We start from the raw sequence: 23496 nt of genomic DNA, 5'->3' as shown, positions 1-23496 counted from the left end.
CTGATGTCTTCGTCTTTGTGACCCACATCGTGTGGGCCTAAAAAACCTCCACCAAAGAGGTGGAGGTTTTATAAGAAGTTATCATCATCTATATTTGGATTCATATCTACATTTGTAAAATCGGTTACGATATCATCATTCACTTGGACCTGTAAGGTCTTTTGATCCTTCATAAATTTAAAAATTCCATTATTAAAATCAGTGCCAAATTCTTTGAAGAAGATTCCTTCATAGATCACGTCTTTTGTATGTTTAAAGATAAGACGATACTGCTTATCTTCTTGGACTAAATATGCACGAACTCCTTTTTCAAATTGACCTTCCGTATATTTAAGGTAACGTGCAACTGAAATGATATGGAGGTCAACAAAAGGAATTTCTTTTAATAGTGAGTTAATAATTGACCCTTTTGCAATTTGCTCCCAACGACTTTGGGCGGTTTGCCCAAGTATGATTTGAGTAACGTTTTTTTCTCTAGCAACATCTGCAATCACTTTTGAGATGGGTCTTTTTTCATTGTCCTTAATAATAAACGCATCCGCACTATGTTGATCAGCGAGTTCTTTCCATCTCTCAATGTAGCTTACCTTTTCAGGATCGAGGTCATCGAATGGCTTTGGATCCACGGTTAGGATATAGAGCGGACAATCTAGCATATTTGCAATCTTGCAGCCGCGTTGGATGAGACGTTCACCATTTGGTCCATAATATACACAGACAAGAATACTCTCGTCCATTCTTTCTTTTATCAATTTCATTAGTACTCACCTCAGAGTTGATGTGAAATCATTGGCCTAGCCAATTTCCATTTCATAAATACCTAGAAAATAAGGAACTCTTATAGAGAGAAGCCCCTTAATTTAGCTGGGCTTACATTTAACACACCACCTAAAAAAATAAAAAAATGTCTTTATATTTATAAACTATGTATGACTATATCGCATGCTACAAAATGAGTCAATCCATTAACGTGATTTGTAAAAATTATCCGTATTTAAGGAGGGGATTCCATTGTATTGGTTCCAGTTTTTAATCATGTTACCATTTATTTTTGCCGTGTTTGTTCCTATATTATATAAAACATTTACCCCGAGAATTCATACAGGCTGGTTCGTTCTTTTCGTGCCAATTCTGATATTTTCTTATCTTATAACATTTATTCCCACTATTGCAAACGGGAATACCATCATCTCAAGCATTCCTTGGATGCCATCCTATGATATCAATTTTACTACCTATATCGATGGCTTAAGTATAATTTTTGGTTTGTTAATAACCGGTATAGGTGCTTTGGTCATTTTATATTCCATTTTTTATTTATCGAAAGAGCGGGAGGCGCTCCATAACTTTTATGTATATTTACTGATGTTTATGGGCGCGATGCTCGGTTTAGTTTTCTCAGATAATGTGTTTGTTTTATATGTATTTTGGGAAATGACAAGTGTGTCTTCCTTCTTATTAATTGCATACTGGTACGAACGTGAAAAATCACGATATGGTGCGCAAAAATCAATGTTGATTACGATTTTTGGTGGTTTAGCGATGCTTGCAGGTCTTGTTATGATTGCGAGCAGCTCTGGAACGTACAGTATTCGTGAAATGCTGTTAAATGTCGATGTCATAACGTCCAGTGCTTTATTCATCCCGGCGATGGTATTAATCCTACTCGGTGCGTTTACAAAATCAGCTCAGTTTCCGTTTAGTATTTGGCTTCCAGATGCGATGGAAGCTCCAACACCGATCAGTGCATACTTGCACTCAGCCACAATGGTAAAGGCGGGGATCTATTTAGTCGCGCGACTAACGCCTATTTTTGGTGGCTCTAATGTTTGGTTTTGGTTGGTTACAGGTGTCGGATTAATTACGCTGCTTTATGGATCTGTCAATGCGGTGAGGCAGACGGATTTAAAAGCACTTTTAGCTTATTCGACTATCAGTCAATTAGGTTTAATTATGAGCCTTTTAGGTCTTGGTTCTGCTGCCATGTATTTCGGATTAGGGGACGAGACTGTCATTTATGGTACAGCCATCTTTGCAGCCATTTTTCATTTAGTTAATCATTCAACCTTTAAAGGAAGTCTCTTTATGGTAATAGGGATTATTGACCATGAAATGGGGACTCGTGATATTCGAAGACTTGGTGGGCTCATTCATCTAATGCCTATATCTTTTACACTTACCGTAATAGGCGGCTTTTCGATGGCAGGATTGCCTCCATTTAATGGTTTCTTAAGTAAAGAAATGTTTTTTGCAGCGGTAAATAACGCTGCAAACATGGATTTTTTCCACATGGGTACAATTGGGATACTTATTCCGATTATCGCATGGATTGCAAGTGTCTTTACATTCATCTATTGTATGATCCTTGTATTTAAAACGTTTAGAGGGAAATATAAACTCGACAATGATCGTGTTGTCCATGAAGCACCACTTGGCATGCTGATTTCACCAATTATCTTAGGCTCGCTTGTGGTTATTGGATTCTTTTTCCCGAATCTCCTTTCAAATTATTTATTAAAGCCAGCATTGACTTCCGTATTACCTGTGCTTTCAGAGGCGGAAGTAGTGGATCTCAAAATAACAGCTTGGCATGGTTTTTTAAGCCCAGAGCTATGGATGACAATCGGGGTTGTTGTATTGGGGACGTTTCTCTATCTCAATCTTAGGAAGTGGTACAAAGTTTATAACTCTTACCCACAGTCCCTAACAATCAACAATCTTTACAATCTTGCTTTAGATAAAATGGAGCAGATTTCTGGTTTAATCACAAACTTTTACATGACCGGTTACATTCGAGACTATCTGGTTTATATCATTGGCTTTTTGATTTTAGTTGTCGGAGGATCTATCTGGTTATTGGATGGAGTATCGTTTGATTCGTCAAATGACGCACCGGCTACGTTTTTCGAAATAGCCGTTATGATTGTTGCAGTTGTTTCAGCGGGTACAGTGTTATTCTCAAAATCAAGAATTACGTCAATTGTTGCGGTAGGAGCACTTGGATTTTTTGTATCGCTATTCTTTGTATTATTCCGTGCACCTGATTTGGCGTTAACTCAACTAGTTGTGGAAACCGTGACAACAGCTCTTTTTCTATTATGTTTTTACCATTTACCGCAACTACGGAAGGAAATTAGTCGAATTCCTTTTAAGTTAACAAATGCAATTATTTCCATTGGAGCAGGAGCGGTTGTAACAATCGTGGCTTTATCTGTGAACGGAAATCGACTTTTTGATTCTATTTCAAGCTACTATGAAAATGCATATGAGCTTGCGGGTGCAAAAAATATCGTTAATGCCATCCTTGTTGATTTCCGTGGGATTGATACGATGCTAGAGATCCTTGTTTTAAGTATTGCAGGTCTCGGTGTTTATTCATTAATCAAACTACGTTTAGCAAAGGAGGGATCAGATGAAAGAGCCGAATGATGTCATAATACGAAGCGTAACAAAGGTTGCGGTAATTATCATTTTTACATTTGCCATCAACTTGTTTATTTCGGGTCACCATCATCCCGGAGGTGGATTCATTGGAGGTTTAACATTTTCGGCGGGATTGGTTCTTCTGTTCCTCACTTATGATATTGAAACGGTTCGAAAAAATCTGCCTCTCGATTTTAAAGTGGTTGCAGCGATTGGGGTCTTAATCGCAGTTGGTACAGGACTTGGCAGCATCCTGTTTGATGCTCCATTTTTAACACAAACCTTTGGATATTTTGAACTTCCTGTTTTCGGAAAGACGGAGCTCGCTTCAGCTGTTTTATTTGATGTAGGTGTCGCCTTGGCAGTTATAGGAACATCGCTCACAATTATTATGAGTATAGGTGATGACAGGTAATGGAAACTTTAATGTCAATTCTAGTAGGAATTTTATTTGCAATCGGGATTTATTTGATCTTAACGAAAACTCTATTACGAATCATTTTAGGAACCTCTATACTCGGTCATAGTGTGAACTTACTCATTATTACAATGGGAGGGCTTGAAAAAGGTGGACCGCCTTTGCTGGGAATAAAGGGATTATCCTATGTTGATTCATTGCCACAGGCACTACTTTTAACAGCAATAGTTATCAACTTTGCAACAACAGCATTATTTTTAGTGCTAAGTTACCGTGCATATAAGGTTTTAGGCACGGACGATACAAGAAGCTTGAGAGGTAAAAACGATGGGTAATTTAGTTATTTTTCCAATTATCATTCCAATTATTGTTGGGATGATTATGGTTATATTTCGAAAAAATATACGGCTGCACAGGGTGCTTAGTCTTGTTGCAGTAACCAGTATTTTCATCATTTCTCTGGTGCTGATGCATCGGATTGAAATAGAAGGTATTCAGGTTCTCCAATTAGGTGGTTGGGAAGCCCCGTTTGGGGTAAGTATGGTTGCCGACATGTTAGCTGTCATCCTTGTCATGGTCACGAGTATTGTGGCGTTCTGTTGTCTAATCTATGCGTTTAAAACAATCGGGGAGAAAAGGGAGTTATTTTATTTTTATCCGCTCTTTTTGTTTTTGATTACTGGTGTAAATGGCTCTTTCCTAACTGGAGATATTTTTAATCTGTTTGTTTGTTTTGAAGTCATGCTTGTATCTTCATATGTCTTGATTTCGTTAGGTGGTACGAAAATCCAACTTCGCGAATCTATCAAATATATTTTAGTGAACTTAATATCGTCATTTTTATTTTTAGTGGCAGTTGCCTATTTATATGCGATGACAGGGACATTGAATATGGCTCATTTATCTGTTCGCATTGCTGAGGTTGGTCAAGATGGTGTCATGACAACTGTAGCGATTTTATTTTTAATTGTATTTAGTTTAAAAGCTGGTTTGTTTTTATTCTTTTGGCTACCAGGCTCATATAGTGCTCCACCAACAGCGATTGCAGCTATCTTTGCAGCACTTTTAACAAAGGTAGGAATTTACTCAATCATGAGGGTGTTTACGCTTGTGTTCTACCATGAGCCAGAGGTGACCCATTTAATGATCGGGATCTTAGCGGCGATTACGATGCTACTAGGCGCATTTGGTGCAGTCGCCTATTGGGATGTTAAAAAAATCATTACCTACAATGTTGTCGTGGGTGTTGGCTTTATATTAGCGGGAGTCGCTTCGCTAACAGCAGAAGGAATCACAGGTTCCATCTATTATTTAATCCACGATATGATCGTGAAGGCGCTCATCTTTTTATTAGGCGGAACCATTATTTATTTCACGGGGACTAGTAATTTAAAAGAGTTCAGTGGAATCATGCGGCTACAACCGAAATTCGGCTGGATGTTTTTTATCGCAGCATTGTCTCTTTCGGGTATACCACCCCTTAGTGGGTTTTTAGGAAAAATCTTTATCACAGAGGGAACGTTTGCCTCCGGTTATTTTTGGCTAGGTGGAATTGGATTGCTCAGTAGTTTAATGGTTCTTTACTCTATTATGAAAATCTTTATGGTTGGATTTTGGGGATATACGGACGTTCCTAAAGAAAGTGAAACCAAATCATTAACAGGTATGTTACTACCAATGGGCATTCTTACAGCTTTAACGATTGCACTTGGAGTAGGGGCAGAAGGGATTAGCGAGTATGTTGATCTTGCGGTGGAAGTTATTATGAATCCAAACATCTATATTGACGCGGTATTGGGTGGAGCTTTTGTGGAATAGAAGAATGCAAGCATTGTTTCACACGGTTTGTTTATAAAGAAAGGGGTGGTATCAATGCCCATGCAAGTACTAATCAATTTGCTTATCGGTTTTATTTGGATGTTTCTCCAGGATAGCTGGACCATTCTCACCTTTTTTAGTGGTTATTTGTTTGGTTTAATCGTACTTTTTATCTTACGGAGATATTTTCTACATCAATTTTATTTGGTGACTTTACTTGCCATTGTTAAGTTATTTCTCGTCTTTATTCATGAGTTATTCACTTCAAGCGTGCTAGTGGTAAAGCAGGTTATGCGACCAAGGATCAATATTACCCCGGGCATTTTTACCCTAGAGACAGATTTGGAAGGGGACTTGGAAATAACCTTGCTCGCAATGTTATTAACCTTAACTCCAGGTTCAGTTGTTGTGGAAGTTTCACACGATGAGAAAAAGTTTTATATTCATGCAATGGATATTCCTGAATCAAGTGATGCTGTGATACGTTCAACAGCAAAATTTGAAGAGGCAATTAAGAGGGTGACGCGCTAATGATCAAAACAATTTTAATCATTTCAATGGCATTTTTGACATTTGCTATTTTTGTTACAATATATCGCTTAGTAAAAGGGCCATCTGCCTCTGACCGAATTCAGGCTCTAGATGTATTAGGAATCAATATCATTTCGGGGGTTGCCATTTTTTCAGTGTTTTTAAGGAATACCGGATTTTTTGAAGTGATTTTATTAATCGGGATCCTTTCGTTCATTGGAACAATTGCCTTTGCGAGATTTATTGAAAGAGGTGTGGTCATTGAGCGACGTAAACAATCCGATTGAGGTACTAGAAGTCATTGCGGCATTATCGATTTTAGTTGGGACCATCTTTAGTTTTTTTAGTGCAGTTGGACTGATCCGGCTACCAGATTTATACTCACGTGCCCATGCAGCCTCAAAGAGCTCGACGATGGGGGTTTTATTTACATTAGTTGGGACATTTCTATTTTTTATCATGGAAGGAACATTTAGCATTCGCCTATTTCTAGGAATCTTCTTTGTATTCCTTACCGCCCCAGTCGCAGCGCACGTCATCGTCCGCTCCGCCTACCGCTCCAAAGTCCCCCTTGCTCCACAAAGCGTCCAGGACGACCTGAAGGGGATCATCGAAATCGAAGGGGAGAGGGAACAATAAGGGATTAGGGGGCCACGGGGCCAAGGGACCAAAGGAAGCCAAGGGGACGGTTCTTGTGGTTCCAGTGAAAATGCTTCGGGACCAGAGGGACGGTTCTTGTGGTCCAAGTGAAATGTTCAGGCACTGTGTTTGATGAAGGACTAAACGGATCGAAGTTGAGGCTGGAATGTCCTTCATAAGCCCGATGAAGGACTAAACGGATCGAAATTGAGGCCGGAATGTCCTTCATAAGCCCGATGAAGGACTGAACGAATCGAAGTTGAAGCCGGAATGTCCTTCATAAGCCCGATGAAGGACTAAACGAATCGAAGTTGAAGCCGGAACGTCCTTCATAAGCGCGATGAAGGACTAAACGAATCGAAATCAATGCCGAAGATTAACAGCGTAGATTTTATTTTGATAAATTGCATATTTGCTCGTAGTTTGTCGCCTCAGTATTAGCAGGATCAAGGGGGATTTTCACTATTAAGTAAAATTATGAAACTTGTTTAACCCTCTTACCCGTTTGATAAAATTTTCTAGTGCTTTTTCCTCGGAATCGAAATCTTTTTCAGAAATAGCATTGGCGCGTTCGTCTGTTGTGGAAACCTTCCAGGTATTACCCTGTTGCCTGATTAACACTTCGTTCGGACTAATTTCATGATCGTTAAACCAGTTAAAGAATTGTAGATTCTCGTTATTAATTATTTGCATGGCATCTTTTTTCGTCATTATGAACACATCTCCTCTAAGAATGACTAATAAGGAGTTCAGGGCTAGAATTATAGGTTCATCTATTTTATAAATAACTCGATATCTTCATCGTCAAATTTTTCATGAAGAAGACCCTGCTGGATTAGTTTTTGTTCAAGTTCCTTAATTAGATGCAAAGAGTAAGTCAAACGATACATGACAAAAATGCCTCGATCGATACTCAGCGGCATAGTGGTGAAGCTTTTTTGATTATTGCGATTCATATAACTGATTAGCATATTATTATTAGTATCTATTTCACTATATATAGTCTGTGGATTTTTGGTGTTGAATGTATAAAGACTGTTTGGTACTCCCAGTTTTTGAAAATAGGAAATAAGCTCATTTATATTGCTAAAATCATGAACAGGATTATCCCCTGGAAAAATGTCATTGAAATAGAACTTTTTTAATAAGTTAATTAAGAAATATTTGGTCGCGTTTGCTTCATTATTAAATGTAACAATTCCCTCTTTTTCAGGACCGGGCCGTCCTTCAAAGTTCATCTCAGAATACTCAATCGTATTTCCGAATTCAAGCTGAGCGTAATTTACGTAAGGTGATTTTACTTCTTTTAAAATATGATTATCAAAGCTTACTTCAATACCTACATATTTGCATATTTGGATCAATTGGTTTTTATTCATTTGCTTCATTCCTTTTATTATTTGATATATCCATATTTGATTAGGTTTTCTACTGTTGCAGGTACTTTGTTTCCGAAGTCATCAAAGATTTCGATTTTTGAATAGTATTGAGTGCCTCCGCCAACTTCATCAAACCAAGGAGCTATTTCTCCTGCACGCACGTCAAATTCCCTGATAATCGTATATTGTTGATATGGCTGTTGCGTCATATGCGGTGGTAAGGCTCTGCTTTCATAGCTAGATCCTGCAGGGGAGAAGTATTGACCACTGCCATTACTACCATATCGGTCAATTTCTGCCCCAGGTTTTAACGTCTCAATATGATATTCACCATTTTTAAATCCATCAATATTTGGGTCTCCCTTTGTACCTGGCCAGTTTATTGCACCGGTTTCCTGATTATAATATTTAGGGTTATCATAAACGTCTTTATACTTTAAATATAAATCATCATCAGGGCGATGTGTCCAGCCATCTAATTTTGCACGTTCTGCTGGACTAATTGTATCTGGAGTACGTGGTTTTTCATGATAATCAGGTTTTGAAGACCCCCCGATATCATCAACAACCCTAACCCCACCGACCTCCTCAACAACTTTTGCACCTTTAGTCAATTTTACCGCTTTATCTACACCTTTTGTACCCACAATTGCGAGGGCAATTTCTCCAAAAGCACGCCCAAACCAATTTCCTCTGCTTTCGGCATCACCGTTGATAACATCTTCGTTCCATGATGTTTTGATTGCATCCCATATTCCTTTTGCGGTTTCGACCGGGTGTTGGATGACATGTACGAGCCCTTTAAAGGTTTCAACAGGATGGGTGATAATGTTCCAAATTCCTTTAACTGTGTCTACACCGACGTCCCAAAGACCAGTTGCAAATCCTTTTACGGAGTTGCCCACGACCCCAAAGAAATCCCCAACCGATTCCCAAAATGATTTTTTTGGAGGCTCGGTTAATTTTTGTGAATTGGAGTTTACTTGCTTATCCGCTTGTTCATACCGAGCTACACTATTATCCACGAAACTATGTAGTTGGTTGAGGCGCTTTTCCAAATCATGGATGGAGGAGGCCATACTACTTAAATTTGCACCAATACCTTGCCTACTCGTGATTTGGCTGTCAATCGTATGGCGTAGACTAGAGAGGCGACTCTGCGTATCTGTCAAATCGGAAGTGATTCCTTTTAGCCGACTGTTTGAGGAACGGACACTATTCACTTTAATGTCAATTTGAGCCATTTCTTTACCTCCTTTCGTGAATCCTTATCGGAACATGGAGTTTAAATCATCTATGGTTGTTCGAATATAAAAGGGCTCGGTTCCGTTAATGATAGAATTTGTTAGTGGTAGATCCTCAACCAGGATAAGTATTTCAATTCGTTGCTGAGAAGTTTCATTAGCCGCTTTATATACCTGTAATAATAGTTCCTCGGCAATTTCCTCTTCTTGATCTAGGCTAAGTCCAATCAAAGGGATTGGATTACTTGATCTAGAGGGATTATAAATATGTGTAAAATAAGCATTTTTGATAGTTGGAAAGTTTTTTAGTTTGCTGGAAATAGCCTCAAGGAATTGTTGTGGGATCTCTGTAATCTGATTCGTTAGGAAATTCTGTTTTTCTTCAAGGTCTAACTCCTCAAAAAAGTAATGAAGAATTCTTCCGTCACGTAACGTTTCTAGTTCCTCTTGGATGATCTTTTTACTGATATCAAAACCAGGATTTAGCACCCATGGTATCTCAGGTTCGACTAACTGCAAGAGATTACGTGTTGTAATTTTTATATACTTATATTTTCCTTTATAAATCTGGTTAAACTTCTCGATACTGGAGTAAACAGGTAGGACAAGTTCATTATTTACTTCGATATGTTTCAACTGGAGAATGGGCTCTGAAGTTTTTTTATCTGAAGACACTGTGCCGATTACAACAATCTCTAAATTCACAAAAACTTTATAAAAATAATAACGCTTCATCGGATTCGTAATGGCTTCTGACAGAATGGTATCAAATGGGTCGATGGATTGTTTTTTCATTTTTTGAACATACACGCTCCAATTTAGGTTTATGGTAATATTATACAATCCAATCGGAGGTAAAAGTAGGGAATAAAGAACTAGGTAAAATGGCATATTTTCTCAACGCGGACATCCAATTTTTGTACCAAATAATCAATTAACACACATTAACCAGTTTCCGGTCATAAAATGTATAAAAGCAGGTCGACAAAAGACTGGAAAGTTGTGATATGGATTTATGAAAAACAATTCAAACCATCACTTCTTATTTAAAAATCTAAGGGAAAAACGAATGTCATTTGAGCGAGTTTTTGAGCATATAAAAGAGTTCATGCGATCCGAACCTAGTGGAAAATATAGGCTCATCATTGGTACAGATTCCCAAGTACATCCAAGACAAACCACCTTTATAACCGGTGTTGTAATACTTAATGAAGGAAAAGGTGTGTGGGCATGTATTCGAAAAGTGGTTGTTCCAAGAAAAATGGAACATTTGCATGAGCGAATTTCCTATGAATTATCCTTATCAGAAGAAATTGTTTCATTATTTACTGAGGAAAAGAAAAATCAACTAATCGATATTGTGCTGCCACATGTTTACGATGGCGCTTCATTTACAATGGAAGGGCATATCGATATTGGGGCAGGGAAGAGGAACAAAACACGTGAATTCGTGAAGGAAATGGTCACACGAATGGAAGCCATCGGCGTGGAGCCTAAAATAAAACCAAACGCATTTGTGGCTTCATGCTACGCAAACCGTTTCACTAAATAAATCAGTTGAGGTGGGAGTACCCGCCTTTTACAGTAAAACGGAATCGGTGCCTGGCACCCAGCAAATTAGCAATCTCGCTGGGAATCAGGCACTGATTTTTGCGTTGGATTAATCTGCTGGGGGATACGTGGGATGAAGACTCAAACTCCCTCAATCCCACCGCACCCAATAAAAATGACAAAACGGCATCCGAAGTCAACTAAAATCAACTTTTCGAATGCCGTCAAAATAATACAAATGTATTAGTTATTAATATACTTTTCGAATACTTCACCAAAGTCTTTTCTGTGGTATTGATTGCGTGCTGAGGACAGCCAGGAGAAACCGTATTCTGTCAATTGTTTGTATTCCTCAGCCAGACCGACATCCGAAGTTCTTGAATTATGCAGTACCGTTACTGCTTTATCTAAGCTATTAACCGCCATATCGTACATAACGCTGTTTTCATGGTTAATTTCGGATATATACACCAGGGCTTTATACAAGTCATTTAATTTTTCAAGCTGTCTTTTATCGACGTCAATACTAAAGGCTTGGTTTCCTAGATTGAATTTTATCTCGATATCTAAGTCGACTCTACCAGCTGTTTCAAGGAACACGTTTGTAATTTTATGCTGTGAATATGGATAGCGCTTTAATACCCTTTTTGAAGAGACAGCATTCGCACCATCAACATGGATGAATGCTATGTTTGTAAAGCAATACTCATCAGCCTTTGTTTTAATTAAAAAGTATATCTTCTCATTATCCTCATGACGTATGTAATCATCTGCGTCCGTCTTGTCATAATCCTCAGGGCCAATAATTTTTCCAATGTCAGATAAACCTAATGCATCTGCTGCAAATTTTTTTAACATGAAAACTCCCCCTTCATCTCACTTCTTATTCCGACTTCATTATATCGTGTTTATTGAGTGATTATAACCAGAAATTTTACGACTGAAATACTAGGAAAAGAACAACTAAAAACGGGAGGAGTAACAGTTCTTGTTGAGTCTCTCAAGCCTTCTTTTGCTTTTTAATGAAATGACGAATGAGACTAATGACGAATAGCAAAGGGATGTAAATGAAAAGAAATAACATACCATTATATTTAATCATTTTGGAAATTAACTGTGTGTAAAACATATCGATCAGGATGCTATTAGTGAATAAATAAGCAACTAGAAAAAAGAATAAGATGTAAGTCGATTTTATCTTTGGAATTGTAAGTTTGATAGCCCTGACTGCAGACCAAAGGTAAATGCAGATGACGGGTATAATAACTAAGAGCCATGTGAATATAAAAATAAACTCAAATCGCTCCAAAAAAGGAAATTGAATAATCTTAATCATGGTTAAAGTTGGCCATGTTAAGTGCTGCAATTTTCCTTGAGAAAAGAACATGAACGTAAGAATGGTAATCCCAACATATAAAAGGGTTGTGTATAGTAAAGCAATATGCCCCCATTTGCTCGCTTTTGTCCCATTTTTAATGAAAGGGAAATAAACCAGTGCTGTTTCAAAACCTAAAAATAATGGAACAGATTCAGTAGCAGATATCAAATAGTCTTGTACATTATATTGGAAGAGTGGGAAAACATATGTTACTTCGGCAAAGCCAATTAAATAAAAAAAGGATAAGGTCAAGAAACCAGGTATAATCACTCCCCAAAATGCAATTCCAGTGATAACTCGAAATCCCCCCGAGACGAGATAATAAATAAGGCAACATAGAAGAAGAGCATACTCCCAGCTATTAATTCCATCGAATACCCAAATTTGGAGGGCATCAATATAGGAATACAAGACTCCTAATCCAGCTAAAGAAAAGTAAACAGCTAAACCAATGTTTAATGCTCCCCCTAAATATTTTCCAAAAATGTCTTTATGAAATGAAAGAATATCCCCAGCGGTGGATTGTTTTAGGATAAATAACATCATAAAAAACAAAAGATGGAGGCTTAAACCAAGGATCAGTATAGAGACCCATGCATCATGACCAGCTCCGTTAATCACATTTCCTTGGTATCTTAGTACAGTAATTCCAGTTTGAGAGGCGTGAATTAAAAAGAAAAGAAAAAAGGGTGATACCAATTTATTTTCACTTATTCTACTGTTCATTTTTAACCATCCTCGTCTAGCTAGCCTTGAAGGCCGGAATGTATAATCTCTAAATGCACATCCACATTGATAGGTAAAGAAGGGTATTGTTCATAAAACGAATCTTCCTTCCAGTTTCTATCCTGAGATCGAACGATATTTCCAATACCTAACGGATCAACTCCATTTTCTTTAAATGTATCCAAAAGGTTCTCCGTGTCTTTTTTTACATTTTTTGCAATCATTTCCTTGATAACCTTAATATCTTCTGGGTTCTCTAAATCAAATCGTTCAGGACGATCAGTGATACTCCAGATAAGATCCAATCTTAGATTTAATTGTTGCTTATCTTTTATCCACTCCCACGATTTTTTACTTCGAAACCCCCGAATAATAATGTTTTGCTTCCGATCTTCATGATCGTAGTCTACTTCATAAGTTGCCTGTGTTCGAAAATCCTCTAGAATGGAGAAAATAAACGTTTCTCTTATATTTAAGTGAAGCTTGAGCTTATCATCTTTGAAAATACCAACTTTATCTACCTGGAGCTTATCATCCTCGTCTATCGTTAGCATTGGTACATACGGATCCAATCCTTCGCCGTAAAAATGATTTAAGAAGACATGAAGGTTCATGCGTGGGATCAGTTGTCCCGTCATATTATGTTTAATCTGATCAGCTAATGTCAGGTCACCCTGTTTTTTAAAGGTCTTAAGGGTTTCTTCAGCGCTGTGTGTAGAGACAGCAATTTGGATATTGGTCGCTATTTGTGGTTGAACAAGAAGTCGATCTACCACGTCACGAATGCCCGCTTTTGCAAATTCATTGCCAATTACTAAAACCCTTATTTTGGCTAACTCAACGGGGGTACTCGTGTGGGTCCCCATCCTGGGTGATAACAGAGCAACTGCGTCTGATTTCTCCTGTAAATAATGAATTTTAGTACTACTCTTACTATGGGTGTATTCAGGAAATAAGGCGGATCCAATTATTTCTCCGTTATCACCTATATCAAATCCAAAAACATGGACAATGCTCAATTTATCGACAATTTTCGTTCTTGAACAGCCTACTAGACTAGCTAGACAAACAAAAACTAAGACAAATATGAAACTTTTTCTCCATTTACCCATTTTATCTCTGCTTTCTTATATAAAAATTTATTCTGAATTCAATCCATCCTCAGGATCTTGGTCATTAGCGGAAGCAAAGCGTTCTTTGCTCAATGGTCTAAAATACAGCGGACGTGAATTTAGATTTGTAAAGTCAGGTCTTATGAAAGATCCAAGTGCCCACCCTTTTCTATATGGATAAAGTGGCACCATATATGGCACCCCCAATGATTTTAATCGAGTTAAATGACCGATTAGAAAAAGAATTCCCACATAGATACCTAAGCCTCCCCAAATGGCGGCGCAAATTATAAACGGATATCGCAACATTCTGACGGCAGTAGACATTTTATAAATGGGCGTTGTGAAGGAAGCTAAGGCTGAAAGAGCCACAATAATTAATAAAATATTACTGGTTAATGCGGCTTCAACAGTAGCCTGACCAATTACAATGCCTCCAACAATCCCTAGTGTTTGTCCAATTTTAGTGGGTAATCGCGCTCCGGCTTCCCTGAGAAGATCAATAGTTACTTCTAAGAATAAAACTTCAATAACGGGAGGAAACGGAACATTGGCTCTTGAATTGATAATAGGGCCAAGTAGGTCCTTAGGTATAACCTCGAAATGGTAAGTTAAAATGGCTACATAAAAGGAGGTCGCAAAGATAGAAAAGATCATTCCAAAGATTCGTATTAATTTAAAAAAAGATGCAATCAAAGATGGAAGATAAAAATCCTCTGGATTTGAAAAGAAATCCATTAGATTTACAGGACCAATCACAGCGTAGGAGGACTTATCACTAATCAGGACAATCTGCCCTACTAAAAGTGCTCCAACGGTTCGATCTACTCTCTCAGTAGAAATAAATAAAGGAAATGGTGAGGTTGAATTATCAGATATCATTTGTTCCAACTGAGTATTATCAAATATCGTATCAACGTCAAGATCAAGTACCCTTTGTTTTGCAGTGTTTACATACTCTGGATTCGTAACGCCATCTAGGTATGCAATCACAACCTTTATTCTGGACCTTGTACCAATGACCATTTCTTCAAAAATAAGATCAGGAGAATCTAGATGTTCTCTCAGCATATGAAGATTTGTCCCAATATCTTCAATGAACCCAACCTTTGGTCCAATTACGCTAAATTCATTTTGTGTATCATTTGTTTCCCGTTGCCCTAATCTCGCATTTCCGATGTTAACTAGAATGAATTCATCCATTTGATTTTTGAAGGATAGGGCAACGCACCCTTGATGAAAAGCTTCTTCAATTTTCTGAGGGTCTGTTAAGAGGGTAACTTCCTCTATTGGGATAATATTTTTCAAATCAGAGAGATTTTCTATGTCTACAGCCTTTTCCTTTAAAAATGGCAATAAGGATTGGTGCAGAATTTTGCTATCAACTAATGTTTTAAAATAACTTAGTACAATCTTATCGTTATTCTCAATAGGTGTGATTGTTGAAAAGTCACTCGATTTTTTTGCCTTGTTGATTACGTCTTCTATTGTGTTTTCAACAGTTTCATAATTTTTATCTAACTGTTTACTTTCTTTCTTTTTTCGAAACATACCTCCACCCAACCCTATACGAATAATTCCATATTCTTTCTGAATAGTATTTAACAACAAAGAAGGGAATATTCACCATTTTACTCTTGTCTGTTATTATGAAGGCTTTCGGCAAAAGACCAAAGGATGTGAGATGTACTGAATAGCCGCAAAAAGTGGGATTCAGACGCAAATCCACACCAAGATTCCCCATGGTGATGCAAAACGAATTAATGTTAATACTTTCTAGGGTTGTAGGAATTCCAAATTTGCTGTTTGTGCTTTATACTTGGTTAGTATGCTGTAAAATAGGATAGAAATGAACTATACCTATATGTAAATACCAAAATAAAATGTGAAAACCGACACTTCAATATAGATAGGTAGTTTTAAGAGGAGGAACAGCAATTGGCAGTAACAAAACCAGAAACGATGATTGTTGAAATTAAAAGTTTAGATGAAAAGGGTTCGGGCCGGGCAACAGCGTGGCGTGAGAATGAGCATGGGAATAAAAAGAAGCTAAAACTTACCATTCCACAAACATTAATTGGCGAGCAAGTGCGTGTGACTGTTGACCAGCCAGATCGCAAGCGCTGGAGGGCACCGGTTGATGAAATCCTAACATCAAATGAACAAAGACTTGCACCACCATGTCCTCATTTTGAAAAATGTGGTGGCTGTGTGTGGCAGCATTGGGATTACAAAGGGCAGCTCCAGTACAAGACGGACTATGTTAAGCGACAAGTGGAATCACAAGGTTTCAATCCTGACCTTGTGAAAGACACCATTGGAATGGACGAGCCTTGGCATTACCGTAATAAAATGGAATTTACCTTCTCACCTGAAGGGGCATTAGGCTTGCATGAACAAGGAAATTTCAGAAAAATTATTTCACTTGAAACCTGTTTAATTGCAGGAGAAAAAATGGTAGAAGGTGCAATGGAAGTTGCGCAATGGGCAAAGGATCATCAGCTATCAGGGTATAACAAAGATCAGCACGAAGGACTTCTTCGCCATCTTATGGTGAGACAATCCTTTGCTACTGGTGAAATCATGCTTGCCCTTTTTGCAACCGAGGCACCAGAGGGACATCTTCAAGGAGCAGCGGATGATTTAGTAAAACGCATTGAAGAAAAATTCCCAGAGGTAAAAAGCTTATTATGGCTTGAAAATACAGACTGGGCTGACCGTACCCAATCTGAAAAAACACATGTATTAGCAGGTCGCGATTTTATCTACGACGAAATGGACGGGTATCGATTCCGTGTCTGGTTTGATACATTTTTCCAAACAAACCCAACTCAAGCTCAAAAATTGGTCGACCTTGCAATTGAAATGGGTGAGCCAAAGAAAACAGAAAAAATGATCGACCTTTTCTGTGGGGTTGGAACATTCTCACTTCCATTCGCAAGTCGAGTTGAAAAGCTTGCTGGAATTGAAATCGTTGAAAGTTCAATTGAATCTGCAAAACGCAATGCTAGTGACAATGGTTTATCAAACACATACTTCTTAGCAAAAGACGCAAGAAAAGGAATCGATGAGGTGCTTGAAAGCTTCGGAAGACCTGAACTCCTCCTGCTTGATCCACCACGCTCAGGTGCTGGTGGCAAAGTGATGAGAAGAATTGGCCGTTCACAGCCAGAAAGAATCGTCTATGTTTCCTGTAATCCTGAAACGTTCGCAACGGATATTAAAGAGCTCGAACCATTTGGATATACATTAAAAGAAGTGCAGCCAGTGGACCTATTTCCACATACAGTCCATGTAGAAGCGGTGGCATTGCTTGTAAGAGAAGAAAATTAAGTGCTTTCTCCCAGTAGGTTAAAATATGCCTTACTGGGGGAGGCACTTTTTTTAATCATAAAAATATGAAGGACACTCCTATCCTACACATCCCCTCATAAATTTTTCAAAAGTAATAAATACTACAATTATTATCAAGAATCACCGACTGGAGGTCACTATGTCGAAAAAACAGGGTTTATTAAAGAATGGAAACAAGTCATCTTTGATTGCGTCCATTGTGAACACAATTATTGCAATAATTAAAGGAGTTGCGTTTTTCTTCACGGGGAATGTTGCGATGTTTGCAGAAACGATGCACTCTCTAGGGGATGCGGCCAATCAATTTTTCGTGTTTATAGGTAGTGCCTTAAGTAAAAAAATGCCGACTGAAAACTATCCAAATGGTTTTGGTCGTCTAGTCAATCTGGTGTTACTGGGCGCCGTTCTTATTGTTGGCATTATGAGTTATGAAACAATCAAAGAAGGATTTCTTCATATTCAACACCCAACTGAATCAAAAGGTATTGCCATTAATCTTTCTGTTTTAGGATTAGCTGCGATCTTAGAGTCATACGTTCTTTTTAAGGCAATGAAGGAAGTTCTACACGAAGCACATGTGGAGGCAAGCGGATTTGCAGCTGTAGGGAAAAGCTTTAGTTATTTAGGCAAAGCAACGCCTGCAACAAAGCTTGTGTTCATGGAAGATTTGGTAGCAACCCTTGGTGGACTTATAGCGATCATCGGGATTTTACTCTCCTATTATGGAGGATTCCATGCTGCGGAAGGAATTGCTTCAATTATTATTGGGATCATGATGTTTTATGTTGTAGGTAAGGTGTTTTTAGATAATGCAAAAGGGGTACTTGGTGAAGCAGACGAAGACCTTGAAAACAAGATTGCTGGGTTTATTTTTACTAATCCAGAAATTAAAGATATCAAAACCTTATTTGCAATGAAAGAAGGGGAGGATTTCCATATCGAAATGAAATTAGAAATTGAACCAAATTTAACGGTTAAAGAAGCATTTCAAATAAAAGACCGCATTGAAGAAGAAATACATACAATTAAAGGAGTGACTGACGTTATCATCGAATTCGTGGAAGATGACGGAGTGAAGACATGGTCACAAGGTCTTGTTACAAACTAAAAACCGGAATCGATAGAGATTCCGGTTTTTTCTATTTCTCCTGTGGAGTAGCAGTCTTTTTCTTATGTTTTGGTTTTAAATATAAACCAAGTTCCTTTTTCTCTTTTGTTAATGAGCGATACAGTGAAATCATCATCAGTACCATAATAATAGAGAATGGAAAAGCAGCTGCTATAAGAGCATTTTGTAAGGCTTGTAAACCACCACTGTATAATAAAATTAAAGCCACGGTTGATTGTAAAATGCCCCAAGTTAGTTTTACATTGTTTGGTGGTGTGAGTGATCCGTATGTTGTTTGCATTCCTAGAACAAATGTTGCAGAGTCAGCAGACGTAATAAAGAATGTCGCTACAAGGATAATTGCAACCACCGATAAAATAACGGATAGTGAAGATTGGTTAAAGATTGCGAAGAGGACCTCTTCTGTTGCAAATTGTGAAAGGTCAACAATACCTTCCTTTTGAACTTCGATTGCGGAAGTCCCGAATACAGCAAACCATAAAAAGCTTACTAGAGCAGGCAGCAATAAAACACCTATAATAAATTGGCGAATCGTCCTTCCTCTAGAAACACGTGCAATAAAAATACCTACAAATGGTGACCATGAAATCCACCAAGCCCAGTAGAAAATCGTCCATCCGTTAATCCAAGAACGATGTTCCTCATTTAAAGGAGCAATTCGGAAGCTCATTTGTACAATATTTTGTATATAGCCACCAATCGAATCTGTGAACATGTCAAGAATTAGTACGGTAGGACCTGATACGAACATTAAAATGAGCAGGGCAGTTGCTAAAATCATGTTTGTATTACTCAAATATTTTATACCCTTACTTAATCCAGACCATGCAGATATCATAAATAAGACGGTAACAATCGCAATAATGATAAATTGAACGAAGAAATTATTAGGTATTCCCAGTAGAAAAGATAGCCCTCCATTGATCTGTGCCGCTCCAAATCCTAATGTTGTTGCAACACCAACAACCGTTGCAAACACGGCTAACACATCAACTAGTGTACCTAGTTTTCCTTCCATTGCCTTTTTTCCTAAAACAGGTTTTAGCGTTGCTGAAATAAGACCAGGTTCGCCTTTTCGGAAATTGAAATAGGCTAAGGCAAGGGCAACAAGGGCGTATACTCCCCATGCATGAATCCCCCAATGGAAAAATGTATAGCGCATCGCTTCTTTTTGGGAAGCATTTGTAGCCCCCTCTGCCAATGGTGGAGTCAGATAATGGGAAAGGGGTTCTGCAGCGCCCCAAAAGACAAGTCCAATTCCCATCCCTGCACTAAACAACATCGCAAACCAAGAGATGTTTGAATACTCGGGTTTTTCATCTGGTTTTCCGAGTCGAATGGTGCCGACAGGGCTAAAAATAAGAAAAATACAGAATATCACTATGATTGTCACCAAAATGAGGTAATACCACCCAAAGGCGGAAGTGATAAATTCTTGAATATTACCTGTTACATCTTCGAAACTTTTTGGTGCAGCAACACCAAAGATAACAGCCGCGAGTGTAATTGCCACTGAAATCCAAAAAACATTAGATATTTTTTTCATCATAAAATCCTCTCTTTATCGTGCTTATGTATTCACTATCTTTCCCACTCTCAAAAAAATTAGCTCTTTTTAGGGTAACAAAGATTATCAATTTTCGCCAACCATACGAAAAAAAGTGGAAATTATTAAATGAATAGTAAATAAAACCCTATTAAATGAAGGCGCTGCCAATATATGAGAGAAAATATAGGAATAATCAGTCGAATTTATGATATTATTATCATAATCATAGTGAAAAATGTCGTTTTATATATTAAAGATGAACGTAAGGAGACTTTATGATAGGATTTACGCATTTAAAAGGCAAACTGAATAGCGACATAATCCTATTAGTAGCCTTGATGGGATTGGTCCTGCTCGCCTCTCATTTCAGAATATCACTTTTGTATGGGATTACATTTTCCTTTGCGAGTATTTTTCTATTCCTAATACTTCGCATATTTGGCTATTCCGCTGCGATAGTAACGGGGCTTATCACAATCCTCTTTACTATCATTTTTTCAAACAGTCCATTTTATGCAATTGTTATGCTTGTTGAAATCATTTTTGTTGGTGCATTTTTCTGGCGTGGTCGAAAAGCAAAAATGTTTTTCGTTGATGTGCTTTTTTGGCTGGTAGTTGGAGTAGTGTTGTTATTTTTTATCGGTCGGGAAACATTGTCAGGTACTGCCCTTTATTTTTTAGTATGTAAAGATATTACGAACGGATTATTCAATGTATTAGTAGCAGATGTGTTATTAGCCTATTTTCCATTTTATAAATTGGTTAAAAAGAACCGACTCAGTAAAAATAATGTGTCCATTCATCAGTTTTTATCCCAGATCACCATTTTCACCATACTCGTTCCGTTTTTTATAAGTGTCATTACAAATACAATAAATACGTTTGATCTCATAAAAAAAGACTTAAGTGTTGTAGGCGAAACGAGAGTTAATCGGATTGAAAATGAATTTCTTCAGTTGGAAAGAAGCAATGGGATAATTGATAGGAAACAAATTGAAGATATTTTATGGCGCAATACGAATAAAGAGAGCGATATTATCATCATTGATCATTCGGATCAAATCATTGCATCGACGACTTTGATGAATTTTGAGTCTGAAAAATATGAGATTCGGGAGATTTCGCCAAAGCTTTATGAGGCCTTGCCAATTGCTACGAATGATGTACAGCCGATTACAAGATGGAATGATGCGTTCTATTTTTATACGAGGGATACAGATTCATTTCGAATTATGTTACTTTTCCCTATTGCCCAATATCAACAACAGATTTTTAATACTTCCATTGATCAGTTATTATACTTACTTATTCTTGCATTGTCAGCGATTCTATTTGTGATGTTCATAAGCCGACTTCTCACGAACAACTTAAGGCAGCTTACAACAATCACGACGGGCTTACCACAAAAGCTTCGTAGCTTAGAAAATATAGAATGGCCGCAAAGCACGATTTCAGAGCTTCGCGTTTTAAGTAAAAATCTAAAAAAGATGGCGGATAAGCTGAAGGAGCTTTTCCAAGAAAGTATCGAAATGAATATCATTCTACGAGAGCAAACGACAAGGCTGAAGGAATCAGAGGATCAGCTTCATAAGCTTGCCTTTTATGATAGCTTGACATATTTGCCTAATCGCTATTTTTTCCAAAAATACGTCCGAGAGCAAATCTGTAATAATGATGATAATCAACTTGCGATTATCTTTATAGACCTTAACCAATTTAAGCAAATCAATGATACTTTAGGGCACGAAGCTGGGGATATGCTTCTAAAAGCAACAGGGTATAAACTTAAGAAATTACAAGAAGAGAACAGACAGGTTTTTCGACTTGGAGGGGACGAATTTGTAGTCGTACACTCGGTTGAAAATAAAGAGGAAGTACATGGAACATTAGACTTAATCGTTAAAGAATTTTCATCCTATTTTACAATAGATGGCCAAGATCACTACATCACCGCAAGTGTCGGGGTAAGCATGTACCCCGAGGATGGAGAAGACTTAGATACATTAGTGAAATATGCAGATATTGCGATGTATATATCGAAGGAAAAGGGTGGAAACACTGTTCAGTTCTTCGGTGAATCGATGAAATATAAATTCCAGGAGCGTCTTATCATTGAGAATTCCTTGCGCACTGCAGTCGATAAAGAAGGATTTGAACAGTTTTATCAGCCAAAAACATTTGCAGGTAAAATTACAAGCATTGAAGCCTTACTTCGTTGGAATGATCCTGTTTTAGGTGCCATTTCTCCTGGGGTCTTTATTGAAGTGGCAGAAGAAATCGGACTGATTTCACAAATTGACGAATGGTCCCTTGTTCAGGCATGCAAGCAGAATAAACAATGGCAGGTTGAAAATCTTTTACATGTTCCGATTTCTGTAAACCTCTCAGCAAAGCACTTCCAACAAGATTATCTTGTTACCATGATCAAGAAGTCTTTGGAGACATCTGGTTTAGATCCAAAATATTTAAAACTTGAAATTACCGAAAGTGTGTTTATTTCGGACCAACTACAAGTTGCTGATCAGATTCAAAAGCTGAAAGAGCTGGGCGTTCAAATTTCTATTGATGATTTTGGAAAAGGATACTCCTCCTTGTACCAATTATTAAAGCTTCCGCTCGATGAAATTAAAATTGATCGAAAATTCATCCATGATATCGATAAAGATGAGAAAAAAGCTTTATTGGTCAAGTCAATTTTTGATATTGCACACGGGCTTAAGCTAAATGTGGTTGCAGAAGGTGTAGAAACCTGGGATGAGTGTAGAATGCTTGTGGATATGGGCTGTGATGAAATACAAGGCTATTTATTCAGCCGACCGATTAGCAAAGACGATATGGTGGAATTTATTCAGGAAAAAATTCCAGGATAGATCAAGAAAAGGAGGTTCCGATTGGAGCCTCCTTATTGCTATAATGTAATATTTACATCTCCGTTTTCACTAATTTCAACAGTCGTGTAGCTTTCAAATGTCGACATTTCGGTAATGTCATGCTTTTCCTCACTTGCAAAACTCTCCATATATCGTTGATATGTCTCAGGGTCCTTTACGATGTGGTAATAATACGTCATTTTTCCATCGTTATCACTATGCGTACGTAAGAAAAACCTGTCTTGAAACTCGTTTTTAAACCATTCTCTCGCTTCCATATGATTCGAAAAATCCGGCATGTTTTCATAAATAGATGGTATGTCAATATTCATGCTGATTCACCCCTCATGAAATTTTCGGTTGTGAATTAGTATG

General features: G+C 37.8%; 22 protein-coding genes. 11 read left to right on the top strand and 11 right to left on the bottom strand.

Annotated features, from left to right (window positions below; all coding sequences use genetic code 11):
- Window positions 1-68: 68 nt before the first annotated feature.
- Entirely contained in the window at window positions 69-758 is a 690-nt protein-coding gene (locus ABC371_RS00795; protein ID WP_412895121.1) for a universal stress protein, read from the bottom strand.
- Window positions 759-1011: 253 nt separating this feature from the next.
- On the opposite strand from ABC371_RS00795, the gene ABC371_RS00790 reads away from it, so the two are divergent.
- From ABC371_RS00790 to mnhG, 7 genes are read left to right on the top strand one after another with little or no spacing between them, the layout of a single operon-like run.
- Window positions 1012-3429, top strand: coding sequence for a Na+/H+ antiporter subunit A (locus tag ABC371_RS00790; RefSeq protein ID WP_412895120.1), 2418 nt, complete (start codon window positions 1012-1014; stop codon window positions 3427-3429).
- Window positions 3413-3838, top strand: a complete 426-nt coding sequence (locus ABC371_RS00785) for a Na(+)/H(+) antiporter subunit B (RefSeq protein ID WP_412895119.1) — start codon at window positions 3413-3415, stop codon at window positions 3836-3838. The genes ABC371_RS00790 and ABC371_RS00785 overlap by 17 nt, the downstream gene beginning before the upstream one ends.
- Entirely contained in the window at window positions 3838-4176 is a 339-nt protein-coding gene (locus ABC371_RS00780; protein WP_412895118.1) for a Na(+)/H(+) antiporter subunit C, read from the top strand. Before ABC371_RS00785 ends, ABC371_RS00780 begins: the two co-directional genes overlap by 1 nt.
- Window positions 4169-5659 (top strand): Na+/H+ antiporter subunit D, encoded by a 1491-nt coding sequence (locus ABC371_RS00775; RefSeq protein WP_412895117.1) that lies wholly within the window; start codon window positions 4169-4171, stop codon window positions 5657-5659. The genes ABC371_RS00780 and ABC371_RS00775 overlap by 8 nt, the downstream gene beginning before the upstream one ends.
- A 54-nt stretch (window positions 5660-5713) precedes the next feature.
- On the top strand, window positions 5714-6190 hold the full coding sequence (locus tag ABC371_RS00770) for a Na+/H+ antiporter subunit E (protein WP_412895116.1): 477 nt from the start codon (window positions 5714-5716) through the stop codon (window positions 6188-6190).
- Window positions 6190-6477 carry a Na(+)/H(+) antiporter subunit F1 gene (locus tag ABC371_RS00765; protein ID WP_116352755.1) on the top strand — a complete coding sequence of 96 codons (288 nt, stop codon included), beginning with the start codon at window positions 6190-6192 and terminating at the stop codon, window positions 6475-6477. Before ABC371_RS00770 ends, ABC371_RS00765 begins: the two co-directional genes overlap by 1 nt.
- Window positions 6452-6829, top strand: a complete 378-nt coding sequence (mnhG, locus tag ABC371_RS00760) for a monovalent cation/H(+) antiporter subunit G (protein ID WP_412895115.1) — start codon at window positions 6452-6454, stop codon at window positions 6827-6829. Before ABC371_RS00765 ends, mnhG begins: the two co-directional genes overlap by 26 nt.
- 465 nt (window positions 6830-7294) lie before the next feature.
- Here mnhG and ABC371_RS00755 read toward each other — a convergent pair whose 3' ends face one another.
- The 4 genes from ABC371_RS00755 to ABC371_RS00740 all read right to left on the bottom strand — a co-directional run bounded on the left by ABC371_RS00755 (window position 7295) and on the right by ABC371_RS00740 (window position 10247).
- On the bottom strand, window positions 7295-7540 hold the full coding sequence (locus tag ABC371_RS00755; RefSeq protein WP_412895114.1) for a hypothetical protein: 246 nt from the start codon (window positions 7538-7540) through the stop codon (window positions 7295-7297).
- Between the two features lie 62 nt (window positions 7541-7602).
- Window positions 7603-8208, bottom strand: a complete 606-nt coding sequence (locus ABC371_RS00750; RefSeq protein ID WP_412895113.1) for a hypothetical protein — start codon at window positions 8206-8208, stop codon at window positions 7603-7605.
- A 17-nt stretch (window positions 8209-8225) separates the two neighbouring features.
- Window positions 8226-9452: a glycohydrolase toxin TNT-related protein gene (locus ABC371_RS00745; RefSeq protein ID WP_412895112.1), complete on the bottom strand. Its 1227-nt coding sequence runs from the start codon at window positions 9450-9452 to the stop codon at window positions 8226-8228.
- 24 nt (window positions 9453-9476) lie between these two features.
- On the bottom strand, window positions 9477-10247 hold the full coding sequence (locus ABC371_RS00740) for an enhanced serine sensitivity protein SseB C-terminal domain-containing protein (RefSeq protein ID WP_412895111.1): 771 nt from the start codon (window positions 10245-10247) through the stop codon (window positions 9477-9479).
- Between the two features lie 274 nt (window positions 10248-10521).
- Here ABC371_RS00740 and ABC371_RS00735 point away from each other — a divergent pair, with 274 nt between their 5' ends.
- Entirely contained in the window at window positions 10522-11004 is a 483-nt protein-coding gene (locus tag ABC371_RS00735) for a ribonuclease H-like YkuK family protein (RefSeq protein WP_412895110.1), read from the top strand.
- Between the two features lie 242 nt (window positions 11005-11246).
- On the opposite strand, the gene ABC371_RS00730 is transcribed toward ABC371_RS00735, so the two are convergent.
- The 4 genes from ABC371_RS00730 to ABC371_RS00715 all read right to left on the bottom strand — a co-directional run bounded on the left by ABC371_RS00730 (window position 11247) and on the right by ABC371_RS00715 (window position 15770).
- Window positions 11247-11861: a PH domain-containing protein gene (locus ABC371_RS00730; RefSeq protein ID WP_412895109.1), complete on the bottom strand. Its 615-nt coding sequence runs from the start codon at window positions 11859-11861 to the stop codon at window positions 11247-11249.
- 142 nt (window positions 11862-12003) lie between these two features.
- Window positions 12004-13107, bottom strand: coding sequence for a GerAB/ArcD/ProY family transporter (locus tag ABC371_RS00725; RefSeq protein ID WP_412895108.1), 1104 nt, complete (start codon window positions 13105-13107; stop codon window positions 12004-12006).
- Window positions 13108-13127: 20 nt separating this feature from the next.
- Window positions 13128-14219: a Ger(x)C family spore germination protein gene (locus tag ABC371_RS00720; RefSeq protein ID WP_412895107.1), complete on the bottom strand. Its 1092-nt coding sequence runs from the start codon at window positions 14217-14219 to the stop codon at window positions 13128-13130.
- A 27-nt stretch (window positions 14220-14246) separates the two neighbouring features.
- The gene (locus ABC371_RS00715; RefSeq protein ID WP_412895106.1) at window positions 14247-15770 is read right to left on the bottom strand and encodes a spore germination protein; all 1524 of its coding nucleotides are present in this window, start codon (window positions 15768-15770) and stop codon (window positions 14247-14249) included.
- A gap of 411 nt (window positions 15771-16181) precedes the next feature.
- On the opposite strand from ABC371_RS00715, the gene rlmD reads away from it, so the two are divergent.
- Both rlmD and ABC371_RS00705 read left to right on the top strand, forming a co-directional pair.
- Window positions 16182-17552: a 23S rRNA (uracil(1939)-C(5))-methyltransferase RlmD gene (gene rlmD / locus ABC371_RS00710; protein WP_412899233.1), complete on the top strand. Its 1371-nt coding sequence runs from the start codon at window positions 16182-16184 to the stop codon at window positions 17550-17552.
- A gap of 160 nt (window positions 17553-17712) precedes the next feature.
- Window positions 17713-18681 carry a cation diffusion facilitator family transporter gene (locus ABC371_RS00705; protein WP_412895105.1) on the top strand — a complete coding sequence of 323 codons (969 nt, stop codon included), beginning with the start codon at window positions 17713-17715 and terminating at the stop codon, window positions 18679-18681.
- A gap of 31 nt (window positions 18682-18712) precedes the next feature.
- Here the strand turns inward: ABC371_RS00705 and ABC371_RS00700 are convergent, their stop codons facing one another.
- Window positions 18713-20248, bottom strand: a complete 1536-nt coding sequence (locus ABC371_RS00700) for a glycine betaine uptake BCCT transporter (protein ID WP_412899232.1) — start codon at window positions 20246-20248, stop codon at window positions 18713-18715.
- A 278-nt stretch (window positions 20249-20526) separates the two neighbouring features.
- Here ABC371_RS00700 and ABC371_RS00695 point away from each other — a divergent pair, with 278 nt between their 5' ends.
- Window positions 20527-23121 (top strand): EAL domain-containing protein, encoded by a 2595-nt coding sequence (locus ABC371_RS00695; protein WP_412895104.1) that lies wholly within the window; start codon window positions 20527-20529, stop codon window positions 23119-23121.
- Between the two features lie 38 nt (window positions 23122-23159).
- Here the strand turns inward: ABC371_RS00695 and ABC371_RS00690 are convergent, their stop codons facing one another.
- On the bottom strand, window positions 23160-23453 hold the full coding sequence (locus ABC371_RS00690; RefSeq protein ID WP_412895103.1) for a Rieske (2Fe-2S) protein: 294 nt from the start codon (window positions 23451-23453) through the stop codon (window positions 23160-23162).
- Between the last annotated feature and the right edge of the window lie 43 nt (window positions 23454-23496).

The sequence above is a fragment of the Bacillus jepli genome (assembly GCF_047238305.1).
Lineage (GTDB): Bacteria > Bacillota > Bacilli > Bacillales > Bacillaceae_L > Ferdinandcohnia.
This window is presented reverse-complemented; position numbering and strand designations above follow the sequence as displayed.

Coding starts and splice junctions, on each gene's coding strand:
- ABC371_RS00795 (WP_412895121.1), bottom strand. CDS start 758: ATGAAATTGATAAAAGAAAGAATGGACGAGAGTATTCTTGTCTGTGTA.
- ABC371_RS00785 (WP_412895119.1), top strand. CDS start 3,413: ATGAAAGAGCCGAATGATGTCATAATACGAAGCGTAACAAAGGTTGCG.
- ABC371_RS00780 (WP_412895118.1), top strand. CDS start 3,838: ATGGAAACTTTAATGTCAATTCTAGTAGGAATTTTATTTGCAATCGGG.
- ABC371_RS00775 (WP_412895117.1), top strand. CDS start 4,169: ATGGGTAATTTAGTTATTTTTCCAATTATCATTCCAATTATTGTTGGG.
- ABC371_RS00770 (WP_412895116.1), top strand. CDS start 5,714: ATGCCCATGCAAGTACTAATCAATTTGCTTATCGGTTTTATTTGGATG.
- ABC371_RS00765 (WP_116352755.1), top strand. CDS start 6,190: ATGATCAAAACAATTTTAATCATTTCAATGGCATTTTTGACATTTGCT.
- ABC371_RS00755 (WP_412895114.1), bottom strand. CDS start 7,540: ATGACGAAAAAAGATGCCATGCAAATAATTAATAACGAGAATCTACAA.
- ABC371_RS00750 (WP_412895113.1), bottom strand. CDS start 8,208: ATGAATAAAAACCAATTGATCCAAATATGCAAATATGTAGGTATTGAA.
- ABC371_RS00745 (WP_412895112.1), bottom strand. CDS start 9,452: ATGGCTCAAATTGACATTAAAGTGAATAGTGTCCGTTCCTCAAACAGT.
- ABC371_RS00740 (WP_412895111.1), bottom strand. CDS start 10,247: ATGAAAAAACAATCCATCGACCCATTTGATACCATTCTGTCAGAAGCC.
- ABC371_RS00735 (WP_412895110.1), top strand. CDS start 10,522: ATGTCATTTGAGCGAGTTTTTGAGCATATAAAAGAGTTCATGCGATCC.
- ABC371_RS00730 (WP_412895109.1), bottom strand. CDS start 11,861: ATGTTAAAAAAATTTGCAGCAGATGCATTAGGTTTATCTGACATTGGA.
- ABC371_RS00725 (WP_412895108.1), bottom strand. CDS start 13,107: ATGAACAGTAGAATAAGTGAAAATAAATTGGTATCACCCTTTTTTCTT.
- ABC371_RS00720 (WP_412895107.1), bottom strand. CDS start 14,219: ATGGGTAAATGGAGAAAAAGTTTCATATTTGTCTTAGTTTTTGTTTGT.
- ABC371_RS00715 (WP_412895106.1), bottom strand. CDS start 15,770: ATGTTTCGAAAAAAGAAAGAAAGTAAACAGTTAGATAAAAATTATGAA.
- rlmD (WP_412899233.1), top strand. CDS start 16,182: ATGATTGTTGAAATTAAAAGTTTAGATGAAAAGGGTTCGGGCCGGGCA.
- ABC371_RS00705 (WP_412895105.1), top strand. CDS start 17,713: ATGTCGAAAAAACAGGGTTTATTAAAGAATGGAAACAAGTCATCTTTG.
- ABC371_RS00700 (WP_412899232.1), bottom strand. CDS start 20,248: ATGAAAAAAATATCTAATGTTTTTTGGATTTCAGTGGCAATTACACTC.
- ABC371_RS00695 (WP_412895104.1), top strand. CDS start 20,527: ATGATAGGATTTACGCATTTAAAAGGCAAACTGAATAGCGACATAATC.
- ABC371_RS00690 (WP_412895103.1), bottom strand. CDS start 23,453: ATGAATATTGACATACCATCTATTTATGAAAACATGCCGGATTTTTCG.